Raw genomic sequence first — 14,284 nt, forward strand, 5'->3', positions numbered from 1 at the left:
AGAATTACGCGGTGGGCGTGGAAATACAAATCGCCACTAAACACCAGGCAAAAAAAAGCCCGCGGGAGAGCGGGCGAACCGTAGTTTCTTGAATGAGCGAGTGGACTGTACACGGCCAAACCTGAACCAGGGGTGAAGATAAGTTCATCGGGCAGCAGGCACTCGCTGATTCTCAGTGGCGCACGGGCGATGTCGGTCGGGTCGCGAGCTTCAGTGGGTCGACGGTCTCGCATGCCCTGAGCACCAGCATCTCCGCCAACATCGTCAACTGCTGAATCGCCATGAGTTTCTGGCGCTGGGGTGGGGTAAGTTCGCCGGCGAAATCCAGGGCAAGCGCATTGACCGCCGCGAGCATTTCGTAGGCGTGGGCGAGCAGGGTGGGCAGATCGACGTCGGTACGCACGCTGAGGATCTGATCAAGCGGCAGGCGCTGACGCCGCTGTTCGCGGACCGCTGGTGCTGCTTCGACAGGCTTTGGAACGATTGAAAGCTCAAGCGTTTCAGGTTTGGATTGTGGCAACTCATCAACAGGCTTTGCGCTGTCTTTCTTCATCACGGTGGCTCCATGCAGTTCGGGATCCCGGCGCTGCCGGTTGGTCATCCAACGTCCGGTTGGAAGCGAGGGCTGGAGACTAACGTGCGCAAACTGCGGCCACCAGTTCATGAAAGTCGACGCGTGTTGCGGGAAATTTCCTCAGACGCCAAATTCCTGATGATCAGCATCGGAGAACCGTCGCCCCGCAGTGCCTTGATCAGTAAGTGCTCACCTTGTCCTCGCGCAAAACCCACCCCGCCTCACCCGCCATTAACCGGTACTGAATCTGGCGGATTTTCCCCGTCCGTCCCGCGCTTGCATCCGCACTGTCGTACAAGGGAAAGCGCTGGACCAACGTGTTCTCCACCACCGCAAACGTATCCTCCCCCTGATAACCCTCACCCGATGTCGGGTTGTCGCTGACCGATGGCAGGTAGATTTCACTCAGGGATTTTTTGTTGTTGGCCGAGTAGGCAATCAGTTCGCCCGGCATGCCGCGACCGGCAGAGCGCACAAAGGCGTAGACCTCAGGCGAGCCGTCGCGATTCAGGTCGGCAACTTCGGCGCGCACGATATCGCCGCCGAGCGGGCGGGTGACGGGAGCGTTGTCGATCTGCAGACCGCTGGGCGTGATGCGCAGCATGGATTTGCCATCAACCTGTTCGGTAGTGACATGAAAGATGATGCCGTTCAATTGCAGCATCTGGTCGAACGGCTTTTTGTTATCTGTCGCATCGCCACCGGCGAGACTCACGGACAGCGCGTAATTCGCTACTTGATCCCGTCGTGCGGCATTGCGCATCAAGTAGACCTGAACCGTGTATTCGCCGTCGGCGGGCAGCGAACCCAAGAAGTGATTGCCCATGATCGAGCCGTTGAACAACGCGTAGTCCGAGCCTTTGGCTGCGATGTTGAAATAGGCGGAGGTGCTGGAAGGTTTGAAATCAACGGTCAGAATCTGCCCAGCCTTGGCGTCGAACTTGTATTCGGCAGTCTGATAGCCCTTGATCGATTGCTTGCGCTGCACACTGTCGGAGCCGCTTTTGAAGGTGATCTGCTCGACTCGCGCAGTGGGGGCGTCGGCTGCGTGAGCGGACAGGGAAACGATTGTGGCGAGAGCTACGGCGATCAAAATTTTCATGAGGTACCTCGGAGCAAATCAGTGCCCGCAGCATAGGGCTCGTGACGGGCTCCGTCCAACGGCGGCGGGGCAGTGTTTATCCACACGCCAGATGCGACAAAGCCCGCACTTGGCGGGCTTCGTCGTTGGAATTGGTGGGCCGGGGTAATCTGAATTAGTATTTTATGTGATTGATTATTATAAATAATGCTAGTTTGGTATTTTGCTTGGAATACCAATTGGAATACCTCACCAGATAGCAATGCCATTACCCAATGCTTGTATCGATCTGACAACCTTGCTTCGCCCGATCATGAGCGATGATTTTCTTGTGCTGTGGGGACACCGGCCACGTTCGATAAGAGGCTGAAGGTGGTGACAAGCAGAACCGGCCAGGAGCATTCAGTCGCTGGTCAACAGTTGCTCTGCCCCGTAAGCGTACATTCGGTAGAGTGGTTCTGCCCAAGAACGTCTCGTGACCCATACCGTCTTCCTTTAAAATCATGAAGATACGTATTCAATTGAATTCAGGGAGGAGAGAACCGTAAACAACTCATCCTGTTTTCGAGATTTTGTTAACACTTTGCTAAACTTCAGAAACACATGTCCCTCTCCGAGAGACCTACCTCCTACAATAATGCATTTGGAGCTACCCAGCTCTACATCTATTAGGCCGATAATTACTGCACAGTAACGTGCAATTGAATGGAGCTCACGGCATGGACCCCAAACATCTTTTCATTGATGAGCGATTGAAAGGTAAATGCATTTACTGTGGTGGCCCTCCAGAAACTGTCGAGCATGTGCCGTCACGTGTATTTTTAGACAATCCACTTCCAGAAAACCTTCCCGTAGTCGAAGCTTGCCAGAAGTGCAACGCGGGATTCTCGTATGACGAGGAGTATCTCGCATGTTTGCTAGAGTGCGTTATGACAGGGACAACGGAGGTCGAAGGAATCACGAGAGAGAAGATCAAGCGGTCACTTTCCAGAAACACCCGATTGAAGCTCCAGTTAGACAAATGCCGAAAAGTTGACGGTGCAGGACAAATATGGTGGGAACCTGAAGACGCAAGGGTGCGAAATATCGTCATTAAATTAGCACAGGGACATGCAGCCTATGAATTAGCCGAATCCTTGGACGATAAGCCTGATGTCTATTCAGTTCATGCAATCCCTACGATGAGTACGGAGGAAAAGCAGGACTTTGAAAAAATTGGAGATGAGTTTCAATATCTGTGGCCCGAAATAGGAAGCCGGGCATTTTTACGCATATCAGGAAAAACCATTTTCCCGGCCAAGACCGGAGACTGGATGATCATACAACCTGTCCGTTATAGATACGCAATTGACTGGCAGGCTGGGATTGATGTCCGTATCGTGCTAGGTGAGTACCTCGCCTGTAGGGTCGTTTGGGGCTGAGAAATAGAGTCAAAAATAAGACACATCAACACCCCATATTGATTGAGAATTCTTAAACAATATGGGGCGCGGGTAGATTTTATAGCTCCATCAGCAAAAATATCAGGACTATAAAAGCTCAGCCTTCCAATAAGGTCTGCAAAGCTTTATAAGCATTATTTCTTATTTGTTTAGCTTCGGAAAAATCAGTTAACACGCCGTCCTCATGAACAATACCATTTAAGCGAGATACATCTCTTATAAAGCTATCTATTGAAGTCTTGGTTCCCCGTCTGACATCAGAATCAAATATCTCCGTATTTTTTGCCGACCAAGACAACATGCTAGACAGTGCAGGAGTAAAATCATTTTTCTGCTTTGCCGTAAAGCTACGACCTTGAGATGCCTGTTCCTGAAAAACGAAATCCTTTACTTTTTGATAGTGTTTGTGCCTCAACAAATAATCGCGAAGTGCGGCTTCAAATAAGACACGAAGCAATATCATCGCAGTATAAGGATGTTCTTTAATTGAAATCTCTTTAGCTTCATGGAGGAAAGATGCAATTCGCGGCGAATTTGATTTTGCAGAAATATCATATATAAGCATATCCATATCTTTCGTATGGATTGCCTTACTGCCACCAACGCCTCCACCCGATCCTCCAGTTCCTCCAGCACCAGGTTTAGCCGGCGCAGAAGCAACGCCGCCTCCAGACTTGCTTTTTCTCAACTGCCTATTTCTAGTTCGATAATCATCAGCCAGTTCTTTGAGAGAACTTAAAACCTCAATATGCGTCTGATGATTAGTGTTGATGCCGGTTTTTTTGGTATCCCAGGGCAGCAAAGAAGGATCTTCACTCACATAATGAGCCCACCCTAAAAAGCCATGATACTCATTATGCCAACTAGTCGTCCAACCTGTAGTTTTACTTTTGTCGGCGACCAAAATTATTCTATCGTTACAAACAATATACCAACCATATTCAGGAGTTAGATTTTTGATTATCGGCTTTAACTGAGCATAGTCGCTATCAATTTTGGCAATTCGATAGTTCTCATGAAGCCCTGCCTCTAGATATATTGAGACACCATTTTGCGACATCAAATTCTTGGTTCTTCTTTTCAAAAAACCTGGGTTACGTATTTCGGGACCAAACTCACCACATTTCTTACCATTGACGGTGATCAGAATTCCCTTCTTACAAAAAATGGCATATCTAATTCTGATCTGCTCCCGCAGAGAGTCCTCCCAAGTTTCAGAACCTAGATCACCCAGCACATCTCGCTTAATGCCGCCTATTTCCAGTCGGTAGTAATTACTATTAGCAGTGGGTTGTCTTTGGGCTTTGATGGTCGACTTACTCTCTACCGCTGAACGCACATCGTCTTCTGTAAATTCGAGTGAAAAAGCATGTTTCCCATTGTCGGTCTTAAGCTGGACAGAACTTCCCAGCTTAAAAATTGCTCGATTTAGCCCCACACCATAGTGGCCTATACCAAAAGCGTGCTTCGATTTTTTACCTATAGTAAAAACTTTTTCTGACAATGTGCTCTCTTCTAGGCCTGTGCAATTATCTAGAATAGATACAGCGCTTGCCGAAATTTTTAGATCTATCTTAAACCTCTTATAAGAGGCTGGCAGCCCAAAGGCGTCCTTTTTTGTAGGCTTCGTACCGTTTAGAATTTTAGAGCGAGCTGCATCAATTGAATTATCCACAAGGTCATATATGCATTCAATAGTGCTCACATCAGCAGTTAATCCTTGGATCAAATAGTCGGCATCTGAATTAAAACTAACCTCTATACTTTCCTTAGTAACTGCCATACTTCCTCCTAGGCAACCGCTCTATTTTCTAATTTAGTAGCAAGAATGCTCATCAAATGATAAGACATAAATGGGGAAACGCTGTTTCCTATCATACGGAAGGAGTGCCAGATTGTAGGATGGAATAGGAACCAATCAGGGAAACCCTGCAGCCTGGCTGCTTCCCGAACAGTTATCACCCTAGGTTCCGAAGGATGGATGGGCCTCATAGCCTGAAAGCTACCTTTATCACTACCCGTGCCTGCTCGTAGCGTAGGGCAGTGCCCCCCCCAAGACAGTCTTGGATAACGACTTATCGATTCCACTTCACCAGGGCGAGTTTCACTGAATCGCTCAATAACAGGTTGAGTATGCTTTGTATTTATTACTCCCGATATTTCACCATGTATTAGGTGATCTAACGACAGCTTTGAACCAAGTCCTTTAGGCGGCATAGCACGCATCTTTAAAGCGTAGTCTGAAATATCGCAGGCTGAAGACTTATAGCGGGTCCAACCAAAAAGCTTTGAGGACTTCAGTTCGTCTTCATAAGGAGAAGGGAGATCACTGATAGCATCCCTCACAGTAACAGGGCTCTTAATCAAGCTGGCAATAATTTCTTGCTCGGAAACTCGATCCATAGATGACCGATCAACCCCGATTATCACAACCCTCTTACGAGACGTGGCTGCGCCACAATCAAGGGCGTTAACCTTCAATGGACCGACAACATGGTAATTTTTCGGAATCAAATTAAGTGCGGCCTCTAATACCGGCTTATTTTTCTCGTCTAAAATTCCTTCAACATTTTCCATCAAGAAAAATCTGGGCTTGAGTTCGCGCACTTGTTTAAAATATTGACCAAGCAAAGCATTTCTTGGGTCATCCGTCTTGCGGAGCCCTATGCGACTAAATCCTTGGCAGGGCGGGCCACCAACAATACCGTCAACTTTCCGCCCTTTCAGTATGCTTTTCCACATACTCGGAGTTATGAGCGCCAAATCCATATTGATGGTTTGTGTCAGAGGAAAATTTAGACCGTAAGCAGACTGAAGGTCTTTGTCGATGTCCACCGCCGCCAGTGAATGAAATCCAGCCAACGCGGCGCCCAGTCCGAGCCCCCCACAGCCAGAGAACAAATCAATAATAAGAGGTTTTGAATCTGCCATGGCATGTCCCCTATAGGCGAATTGCGGAGAGGATGTCATGAAATAGATTTTTTGTCGATCGCTGGCTTTTCAGTGCCTTTCTCCTGCCAATCGATATCCTGAAACAGCCCCGATTATGACTACGCTAAATTGACATTTTGCCTGCAGCGAGAAGGCAGATATACCAAGACCTCGTGTTTGTGTTTCAGCAATGTCTAGCTGTGCAGCTATCGGGCGGTCCTTGCCATCCAGCCCCTCCGATCTGAGCATGCTTAGAGATCGCGCAGCGCCGACAAAATGGCCTTTGGATGCACACCTATGCATTCACGATACAGGAAGTGATGACGTTTTGCTGGCCAATGGGGTAGCGTACTGACTACAGACGCTGCATTATCATGATCATTCGAGGGAGAGATCTATGACGGAAGCGGACTCTAAGGTCAGAGACAACATCAGCGCAGAGCCTACAAAGGCGTTCTTCGTGGATATGCTGGTACGAGATATCCCACTCGAGCAAGCAGTGCTTGACCTCGTTGACAACTGTGTCGATGGCGCAAAAAGGCTGGCCACGCAAGCTGAGCGACCCTATGAGGGGTGTTCGGTGGAAATCACTATTGATCAAACGCAATTCCGCATCTTGGATAACTGCGGAGGCTTCGACGTGGAAACAGCACGGGAGTATGCCTTCCGGTTTGGACGCCCGTCCGGTGCGAAAGCGACTTCCCATTCGATTGGACAATTTGGCGTGGGCATGAAGCGTGCGCTATTCAAGTTCGGCCGCCACTTTAATGTTCAATCAGCTACGCCAGCCGAGTCCTGGGCTGTCGATGTCAACGTGGAGGAATGGGAGGCGGAGCAAGGCTGGAGCTTTCCATGGGCCGAATTTAATAGTGAAAAAATATCAACCGAGAAGCCTGGCACAGATATTAAAGTAACTAATTTGAGACCAGAGGTATCCTTAAAGTTTGGCACGGCGTGGTTTGTAAACTCCATAATTGGACTTATAAAATCGAAGCACCGACAATTCATATCGGATGGATTGCAAATAGCGGTAAACGAGACGCGCATCGATGCTACGAATATATATCTTTTGGTGGGAGAAGGTTTTGCACCAGGAACCGACATTATCACGTTTGAAAGTGAAGACTCCGCTCCTGTAGTTGCAAAGATAATCGTTGGTGTTGGCCCATCTACTCCTAAAGAAGCAGGCTGGAATGTTATCTGTAACGGCCGCGTTATCTTAGAGGCTGATAGGCGTAATGTGACAGGTTGGGGATTGCTTGAAGAAGAAGCAGGGAGAACACTGATTCCCAGCTTTCATAATCAATTTGCACGTTTTCGTGGCATTGTATCCTTTGATTCCGATGATTCCTCTAGAATTCCGTGGAACACAACAAAAACTGATGTTGACCAAGACAGCATTGTATGGAGGCAAACATTCCAGAGAATGTTGGAAATGATGCGGCCGGTAATTGACTTCCTCAATGATCTTGATGCAGATATAGATGAAAATACCCGTGAAAAAAGCGCTTTGTTAGACTTCGTGACCAATGCCTCACCTCGCCGCCCAGAGTCTTTTTTGGTAAAAACAAACTTTACCGCTCCGGCACGTGGGTCGATAGTTAAGGGCCCTAAAATGATAAAAATTCAATATTCTCGCACAGTTGATGATGTCGACTTCCTACAAGATGCACTAGGTCTTGGATCGGCTAAAGCTGTCGGTGAAGCTTGTTTTGATATGATTCTGAAGAGGCAGCGCGACTGATGGCAGCTAGTTTTCGAAAAATTGACTATTCTTTGCGTCCCGCCAAATATGCAGAGCGAAAAATGCTTGTTGATGTTTTTCGCCGATTGACACCATTTCAACCGGTTGAAGATTACAACTATGTTGGATTTGGATCGGTATGGTTTTCTGACTTTGTATTATTCCATAAAATACTCGGCATCAAGAACATGGTCTCCATAGAAAAGTCGGAGGCTGCACGTGCAAGGTTTGAGGAAAATAGACCGTTTCAAATTAGGATGGAGTTTTCAACATCGTCAGAGGCTTTACCAAAACTAGACTGGACTCAACGAACCATTGCTTGGTTAGACTACGATGACACCTTAGTGACTTCAATGCTGCAGGATGTGCGATCAGTTGCTTCGCGAGCGTTGTCGGGCTCTATATTAGCGGTGTCTGTGCAGTGTACAAAAGCTAAAGCTCTTATTGAATATCATGAAGAAAATGATCCTTCAAAAGCAAGCGCGATTGAAAGGTTTCGCCAAACTTTTGGTAGGGAGCGCATTCCAGACGAAGCCCGTGATGAAGACTTAGCCGGCTGGCCATACGGTGCGCTGTGCAGAAAAATGTTAGCGACCGAAATAGAGCTGGCTCTATCGGATAGAAACACCGCCCCCGAAACAGCGATGCGCTTTCTACCTATATGTGAAATTGAATATCAAGACGACGCACGTATGACGACCATAGTTGGTGTGTTTGTTACGCCGGAAGACATGCCTCGTTATGAATCGTGCGCTTTTAACAAGTTGGACTTTATACCTCAGGAAAATAAAGCCATTCGTATAGAAATGCCCAAGCTAACAGTTAGAGAGCTTCGCAGAATCGAACAACAATTGCCGAGCGCTGAGGGTGTTGCGCTTTCTCTCGGCTCAATTCCTGCATCTGATGCAGAGAAGTTTAGCAAAATGTATCGGTACTTCCCAAACTTTGCAGTAATGGAAGCTTAGTCAAATACATAGAGCTATTATTAACACTTAGCACATCCACCCAGGTCATTCCTTCCGAAGCGCCGACGTTGCGCATATTACTATCGCCCACTTACGCCGACTTGACCGAAACAACCTTCACAAACCTGAATTTTTTCTTGGCTATCTTTGTAGCTTCCTGCTCTGCAACTAGGGAGCTGAGCGTATCGGCATCATGTACAAACTCGTGCATTTTTCCTTCGAATTCGTTCCCCACCCTCAGTGTAACTCTCAATCTGGGAGTAAAGGTTTTTGATAGTTTCTTTTTCTTCGCTACCTTTGTCGGCTCCGCGATCACGATTTCCGGTGCAGTGTTTTGCACGGTTTTGTCGATTACTGATGCTGGGGGCTCAGGCTCACCGAATAGAGCCCGACGCATTTCTTCTTCAGTCAGATCGGTAGTCATTGCATCTCTCGATTGGGTGCCGTGTATAGATTTACCGATTCTATCACTGTGGATGGCTTCGGAAGTAAGAAGGCGTTGCGTGGTATCTGACCTGCTATAGCCACTAAATTCGACGAACGTAAATTTCACTCGGAGCTCTCGTTCGAATGCGGCGCTTATTGACACTCATGCTTGTGTTGTCGCGGCTTCGCATTTACGCTTTGCTCCGTCGCGGTCAATCCCGCGACCGGGTGTCGCAACCTGAATCGAAACCAAGGCGCGGTATGTGCCATATCGCACAGTCAGCACTTCAAGTGCTAGCTGCTGCTTTTCTATGGCGCACCGTGCAGGGCAGGCTTCGGCCTGGCCGGGTTCCTTGGTTTCCGGTTTGCGACCCCTGTACGGTGTGCCACCCATTCGTGTCGCAACGGTGGATGGCATTCCTTAATCAAACCAAGGAGATAAGGAAAATGGCATGTCCCCCTTTTAAGCCCGGGCGCCACCGTGGCCGTCTGTTTTGCACTGCAAACTATCTCGGAGGATTCCGCGATGTTTGATCTCTCGCTTCTCATAGGTCTCCCCAAGCCCAACAGCATCGATACTTCATCGCTTACCCCTGAAGATGCAGCGGTTAAACTACGGCAGGCTGCCACGCTTCGGCTGAATGGAGCACAGAGTATTCTGCTTCATCTTCCGCAAGACGTTGAGCTGGCAGTAGAGCTGTTGGATGACGCTGCCGTGTTGTACGACAAGGCATTCCGAAATTTAGCTGGCATTCCGGCTCAAAGCATCCATCAACAGCTCCATGAGTATGTCTCTGTCCCGTCCGCTGAAGGGGCTCCCGCGATCCAAACCCCGTGGGGCGATGATTTAGCTCCGGTGATAAAGGAGGGTGTTAGTTGCGCAGAGACTTGGCTTGAAAACTCATCACTACCGTTATGGTGGGCGCTGTCTCAGAACAGAAAGCGTCATCGTCCGGGTGATTCACAAGACGCATTCGAAGCAGGCTTTCTGCTGCGGTTGCAGCAGACGCTGATCATGCGATGTGAGGCAGTCACCTCCCAATAAACCCGCTTTGATACCTGAGTCTGTAATTGACGTTTGAGATTTGCTTTTCCCGCTAAACCCTCCGATCAAGCGATCTTTGATCGCGCCGATCGGAGGGTTCACTCGCTTTTTTTCGAAGCCGCCGCGTTCCATCCTCCATGCTCAAATTTAAGTCACGCCACGCCTGCTTTCACCATCAGTAATTCTCCACGATGTCCAACAAGCGCAACGTTATTCAGTGTGTGTCCGAATCTTTTCGTTGGGCATGGATATAGGTGTGGCGACAGCGGCGACGCCGGCGACAACCCACGTATAACGTAGGCTGGAGCATGGCGACAGAAGTGGCGACAGTCGCCACTTTCTCAGCGCATTGGCTGTGACGCTTGACCGCCTTTTCGAGTGGGTATAAAAATTGGCGCACGGATCGCTGTCGTTGACAGCACCTGCCCAGGTAGCCAGAACCTTTAAGGCTACGCCACTCGCGTGGTGGTTCTTCCCCAAGTGCGATTAGCGTCCGGCGGCTCGCACGGTCACTCCCCAAGAGTGATGGATGCCTACTCGACCAATCTGCCCACTGCGGCAGAAGATGGACCTACCTCGCTGCATTGCAGCAACCTCACCTCTTGGCACACTTCGCTGCGCCAGACTTCGCCCGTCTCTTTCTTCTGGAAAGAGACGGGCGCTCGTACCACTGCTGCACGCCACGTCGTACATGGCAATGCCGCAACTCTCCTCGTGACAATCGGCGTGACAAATCCGATTCGTCGCCATCCGCAACGACACAGGCACTGGTGCCGCAGCCTACGGAAGGACTGCACCTGACTGACAGTCAGGCATGTACCAGGTGTCCAGGTCTTTGCTTTCTCCCACCCAGAATCTTCAGGTGCCGAACTCGTCGGTCGGCGCAGCCTCCACCCGCCCGCATCTTCGGATGCGTCTACGGAGGCCAGATTCATGGGTTCATGCCCTCGCTCCCGGTCGTAAGGAGCCGTTCGTTCCGCGTCAGTGAACACCTCACAGGTCGCAGGGGCCTTGATCCCTGATAACACTCAACACCCGTGGCGGGCTACGTGAGGACAACCAGCAATGAACGAGGAGAGGGCCCATGCAGCAGTTAGATCCGAAGCTTGAACTACCGCGACCACCTCGACCGCTGATTGAGTCGAATCCCGTGGCTGGGCCTTATCCGGTGCAGGCACTGGGTGGGATTCTTGGGCCTGCGGTTGAGCGCATGGCCGAGGTCATCGGCGTGCCCCAAGCATTGGCCGCGCAATCGGTGTTGGCTGCCTCGGCGCTGGCCACCCAATGCCATGCGAGCTTACAGCTCGACGGAAGAAATTATCCCCTGTCGCTGTATCTGATCACGGTGGCGGCGTCAGGGGATCGTAAGACGGCAGCAGATCGATTTGCTTTGCTGCCTGCACGGCAATGGGAGCGTGAACAGTGGCAACGCTATCGTGAACAACTTGCTCGACACCGTGCCGTACAAAAACAGGCTCAGCGTAGTAGTCCTGGCGACCCTGACTCCGCAAGCGGTGTGTTTGTAGAAGAGGAGCCCTCGGCCCCTAGGTTGATCACCACGGACCCGACTATCGAGGCGCTGATCAAGGGACTTTGTCATGACCTGCCCAGCATGGGCCTATTCTGCGACGAAGGCGGGCAATTCCTCGGCAGCAGCACCATGAATCGGGATAACCGTTTGAAAGCGGTCACAACCTTGTCGTCACTTTGGGACGGTAGCCCGATTGATCGCGCCCGCTCCATGGCTGGTGAAAGTCTGCGGGCTTATGACCGGCGTTTGAGCTTGCACTTGATGCTGCAACCGTACTTGGCGATGCAGTTACTCAGTGACCCGTTGCTGCAGGGGCAAGGCATCCTTGGTCGCTGCCTGATGACCTGGCCCACCAGTCTGGCCGGACAACGCAGTTACCAGGCTGTCGACTTGTCCAAAGATCCCGCCCTGAAGCGATATCATCACCGCCTTTCGGCACTATTTCATCAGCCGTGGTCACTTTCGGCTGACGGTGCTCTGTCGCTTTCAACGCTGACCCTCAGTGTGTTAGCTCGCCGTCGCTGGATTGATCTGCATGATGCCATCGAGGCTCAGTTGGGAGAGTTTGGCGAGCTGGCCAATGTGCGGCCCAGTGGATCAAAGGCAGCCGACAACCTGTTGCGCGTCGCCGGCATTTTGGCCGTGGTGGAGGAGAGCAGTGTCGTGGAGGTCGACCATATCCAGCGGGCCTCGACCTTGATGGGCTACTACCTCACCGAAATTCAGCGGCTGACCGAACAGGAGCCGGTGTGCCGGATAAAGGAAGAGGCGGACCGGTTGCTGCGCTGGCTACAGGTGAAGGATTGGAAGCGTTTCAGTGTTCGAGAGCTAAATCGCAACGGGCCCCGCTTTGCCCGTAAGAGCAGTCGTCATGCCGCCAAGCTGCTGGTCGAGTTGATTGATCATCAGTGGTTGGTCACCGATGGCCACACCTTCGAGGTGCGCCATGTTCAATCTTGATGAAGCGCTGCGCAACCATCTGGCACAGCGTCAAAAGGAGCCCAAAGCGCGATTTGTCGCCGCTACTGTCGCCACTTTGTCGCCACGCTCAAAACCAAGCAGGACGAGGGTTGTCGCCGCTGTCGCCAGTGTCGCCACCACCCATAAAGCTATCACCTCTACGACAGCCATTATTCAATGGTTGAAAGAGGAGGGTGCGCATCTTTACGTCACCGACAACACGCTGTGTTTTCGTCCGACTGATTGGGCTCAGTTCGCGATGGTAAGTTCGCACTGGCGAGCCCTTTTGCATGATCTCGCGGCAGTCGATCAGGAACAGAAAAATGGCTCGGGTCGGTAAGCGAGCGGGGCGCAATTTCGGCTTCGGTCGCCAGCTGAGCTACGCCGGACCCCAAGCCCTGAAAGATCTGTTTGGCGACGGCCATTTTGCGACCGTCAAAGCCCATAGTGATCGCTGGCAGGCTTTCGTGCATTGGTGTCGATCCAATGAAGGACCGAAGGTCAACGACGCGCGCCAGATAGACCGCGAGATCCTCATGCGGTACGCCGTCCACGTGCGGGAGCAGGTTGATCAGGGCAACGTCGGCATTGCCACCGCGCAGAACCGACTGTCCAGCGTCAACCGAACGATGGCCGCGCTGCGCGGTGATCAGTACGTCAAAATTCCCAGTCCGAGCAAGGCGTTGGGTCTGCAGCGCTCAGGCCTGCGTAGTGAGGCACCGCACGGACAAGACCGCGCGCAGGTCGAGCAGATCACACAGGCGTTGTCAGAGCGCGGCCAGCAGCGAATAAGCGCAATTGTGCACTTGGCCCGGGAGACCGGCATGCGCTTGCGTGAGGCGATTCTGGCGGACATACCACGACTGCAACGTGAGGCCCGGAAACTGGGCACGATCAACATCCAGGATGGCACCAAAGGCGGTCGATCAGGCGCATCAGCACCGCGTTGGATCGTGGCCACGGATCAAGTTCGCGATGCCCTCTACAGAGCGAGCGAGACCTCACCTAAGGGCAGTCGGAATTTGTTGACGCCCGAGGAAAGCTACAAGGACTTCTTACAGACAGTCGTGCGACCTGCGCGGGACATTCTGCATGAGCATGGATTGAAAGGCTTTCATGAACTGCGTGCCGCTTACGCTTGCGAGCGCTATGAGCAACTGACCGGCTTCCCTGCCCCCGTTAATGGTGGTCAGGGTCATCGAGAAGATCGAGAGCTTGATCAGCGTGCACGACAGCAAATCAGCCACGAGTTGGGACATAACCGCATTGATGTGATGAGTGCCTACATCGGAGGTCGGCGATGACATCCGAGTTCGACGTGGCGTTGTTTCTGAGTCCCGTGCTCAAAGGTGCGCATGTCACGCGGCAGCGGCACATCAGGCAAGCAGAAAGGATGCACGAGGTGATTCGTAAACGCTGGGGTTGCGCGACTCCTTGGTCTTGGAAGGAAAAGCACGTGACATGGTTTTTTGAGCACCATCTGCGTCGCTCAGCTCCAGCTACCGTTTACTACTACGGCTTAACAGCAGGATTGATCCGCCGCACAAAGGCAAAAGTCAGGGCTGCTAGGTAGATCTTTAAGCGT

At 51.1% G+C, this 14,284-nt stretch carries 13 protein-coding genes; 8 read left to right on the forward strand and 5 right to left on the reverse strand.

Annotation, left to right across the window (positions count from 1 at the left end; translation table 11 throughout):
- Positions 1-172 precede the first annotated feature (172 nt).
- Both ACOI8A_RS08845 and ACOI8A_RS08850 read right to left on the reverse strand, forming a co-directional pair.
- Positions 173-553 (reverse strand): DUF6124 family protein, encoded by a 381-nt coding sequence (locus ACOI8A_RS08845; protein ID WP_420651083.1) that lies wholly within the window; start codon positions 551-553, stop codon positions 173-175.
- A 199-nt stretch (positions 554-752) separates the two neighbouring features.
- Positions 753-1,676 carry a hypothetical protein gene (locus ACOI8A_RS08850; RefSeq protein ID WP_420651084.1) on the reverse strand — a complete coding sequence of 308 codons (924 nt, stop codon included), beginning with the start codon at positions 1,674-1,676 and terminating at the stop codon, positions 753-755.
- A 698-nt stretch (positions 1,677-2,374) separates the two neighbouring features.
- On the opposite strand from ACOI8A_RS08850, the gene ACOI8A_RS08855 reads away from it, so the two are divergent.
- Positions 2,375-3,076, forward strand: a complete 702-nt coding sequence (locus ACOI8A_RS08855) for a hypothetical protein (RefSeq protein ID WP_420651556.1) — start codon at positions 2,375-2,377, stop codon at positions 3,074-3,076.
- A 118-nt stretch (positions 3,077-3,194) separates the two neighbouring features.
- Here the strand turns inward: ACOI8A_RS08855 and ACOI8A_RS08860 are convergent, their stop codons facing one another.
- Together ACOI8A_RS08860 and ACOI8A_RS08865 are read right to left on the reverse strand one after the other, a co-directional pair.
- Positions 3,195-4,880 (reverse strand): ATP-binding protein, encoded by a 1,686-nt coding sequence (locus ACOI8A_RS08860; RefSeq protein WP_420651557.1) that lies wholly within the window; start codon positions 4,878-4,880, stop codon positions 3,195-3,197.
- A gap of 8 nt (positions 4,881-4,888) precedes the next feature.
- A complete protein-coding gene (locus ACOI8A_RS08865; protein ID WP_420651558.1) occupies positions 4,889-6,028 on the reverse strand; it encodes a DNA cytosine methyltransferase in 1,140 nt (379 codons plus the stop codon).
- A gap of 397 nt (positions 6,029-6,425) precedes the next feature.
- Between ACOI8A_RS08865 and ACOI8A_RS08870 the strand changes: the two genes are divergently transcribed.
- Together ACOI8A_RS08870 and ACOI8A_RS08875 are read left to right on the forward strand one after the other, a co-directional pair.
- Positions 6,426-7,772 carry an ATP-binding protein gene (locus ACOI8A_RS08870; RefSeq protein WP_420651559.1) on the forward strand — a complete coding sequence of 449 codons (1,347 nt, stop codon included), beginning with the start codon at positions 6,426-6,428 and terminating at the stop codon, positions 7,770-7,772.
- Positions 7,772-8,737 carry an O-methyltransferase gene (locus ACOI8A_RS08875; protein ID WP_348748928.1) on the forward strand — a complete coding sequence of 322 codons (966 nt, stop codon included), beginning with the start codon at positions 7,772-7,774 and terminating at the stop codon, positions 8,735-8,737. Before ACOI8A_RS08870 ends, ACOI8A_RS08875 begins: the two co-directional genes overlap by 1 nt.
- 91 nt (positions 8,738-8,828) lie before the next feature.
- Here the strand turns inward: ACOI8A_RS08875 and ACOI8A_RS08880 are convergent, their stop codons facing one another.
- Positions 8,829-9,161, reverse strand: coding sequence for a hypothetical protein (locus tag ACOI8A_RS08880; RefSeq protein WP_420651560.1), 333 nt, complete (start codon positions 9,159-9,161; stop codon positions 8,829-8,831).
- A 528-nt stretch (positions 9,162-9,689) separates the two neighbouring features.
- Between ACOI8A_RS08880 and ACOI8A_RS08885 the strand changes: the two genes are divergently transcribed.
- The 5 genes from ACOI8A_RS08885 to ACOI8A_RS08905 all read left to right on the forward strand — a co-directional run bounded on the left by ACOI8A_RS08885 (position 9,690) and on the right by ACOI8A_RS08905 (position 14,272).
- Complete coding sequence (locus ACOI8A_RS08885) at positions 9,690-10,208, forward strand: LasR-specific antiactivator QslA (RefSeq protein WP_420651561.1); 519 nt, start codon at positions 9,690-9,692, stop codon at positions 10,206-10,208.
- Between the two features lie 1,084 nt (positions 10,209-11,292).
- Entirely contained in the window at positions 11,293-12,699 is a 1,407-nt protein-coding gene (locus tag ACOI8A_RS08890) for a YfjI family protein (RefSeq protein ID WP_420651504.1), read from the forward strand.
- Entirely contained in the window at positions 12,686-13,039 is a 354-nt protein-coding gene (locus ACOI8A_RS08895; RefSeq protein ID WP_420651503.1) for a hypothetical protein, read from the forward strand. The genes ACOI8A_RS08890 and ACOI8A_RS08895 overlap by 14 nt, the downstream gene beginning before the upstream one ends.
- Complete coding sequence (locus ACOI8A_RS08900) at positions 13,023-14,003, forward strand: integrase domain-containing protein (protein ID WP_420651502.1); 981 nt, start codon at positions 13,023-13,025, stop codon at positions 14,001-14,003. The genes ACOI8A_RS08895 and ACOI8A_RS08900 overlap by 17 nt, the downstream gene beginning before the upstream one ends.
- Positions 14,000-14,272, forward strand: a complete 273-nt coding sequence (locus ACOI8A_RS08905; protein ID WP_420651501.1) for a hypothetical protein — start codon at positions 14,000-14,002, stop codon at positions 14,270-14,272. Before ACOI8A_RS08900 ends, ACOI8A_RS08905 begins: the two co-directional genes overlap by 4 nt.
- Positions 14,273-14,284 lie beyond the last annotated feature (12 nt).

The organism is Pseudomonas sp. P4795 (genome assembly GCF_048822895.1).
Lineage (GTDB): Bacteria > Pseudomonadota > Gammaproteobacteria > Pseudomonadales > Pseudomonadaceae > Aquipseudomonas.

Excerpts from the sequence above, each read along its gene's own strand:
- ACOI8A_RS08845 (WP_420651083.1), bottom strand. The coding sequence starts at position 553 with ATGAAGAAAGACAGCGCAAAGCCTGTTGATGAGTTGCCACAATCCAAA.
- ACOI8A_RS08850 (WP_420651084.1), bottom strand. The coding sequence starts at position 1,676 with ATGAAAATTTTGATCGCCGTAGCTCTCGCCACAATCGTTTCCCTGTCC.
- ACOI8A_RS08855 (WP_420651556.1), top strand. The coding sequence starts at position 2,375 with ATGGACCCCAAACATCTTTTCATTGATGAGCGATTGAAAGGTAAATGC.
- ACOI8A_RS08860 (WP_420651557.1), bottom strand. The coding sequence starts at position 4,880 with ATGGCAGTTACTAAGGAAAGTATAGAGGTTAGTTTTAATTCAGATGCC.
- ACOI8A_RS08865 (WP_420651558.1), bottom strand. The coding sequence starts at position 6,028 with ATGGCAGATTCAAAACCTCTTATTATTGATTTGTTCTCTGGCTGTGGG.
- ACOI8A_RS08870 (WP_420651559.1), top strand. The coding sequence starts at position 6,426 with ATGACGGAAGCGGACTCTAAGGTCAGAGACAACATCAGCGCAGAGCCT.
- ACOI8A_RS08875 (WP_348748928.1), top strand. The coding sequence starts at position 7,772 with ATGGCAGCTAGTTTTCGAAAAATTGACTATTCTTTGCGTCCCGCCAAA.
- ACOI8A_RS08880 (WP_420651560.1), bottom strand. The coding sequence starts at position 9,161 with ATGACTACCGATCTGACTGAAGAAGAAATGCGTCGGGCTCTATTCGGT.
- ACOI8A_RS08885 (WP_420651561.1), top strand. The coding sequence starts at position 9,690 with ATGTTTGATCTCTCGCTTCTCATAGGTCTCCCCAAGCCCAACAGCATC.
- ACOI8A_RS08890 (WP_420651504.1), top strand. The coding sequence starts at position 11,293 with ATGCAGCAGTTAGATCCGAAGCTTGAACTACCGCGACCACCTCGACCG.
- ACOI8A_RS08895 (WP_420651503.1), top strand. The coding sequence starts at position 12,686 with ATGTTCAATCTTGATGAAGCGCTGCGCAACCATCTGGCACAGCGTCAA.
- ACOI8A_RS08900 (WP_420651502.1), top strand. The coding sequence starts at position 13,023 with ATGGCTCGGGTCGGTAAGCGAGCGGGGCGCAATTTCGGCTTCGGTCGC.
- ACOI8A_RS08905 (WP_420651501.1), top strand. The coding sequence starts at position 14,000 with ATGACATCCGAGTTCGACGTGGCGTTGTTTCTGAGTCCCGTGCTCAAA.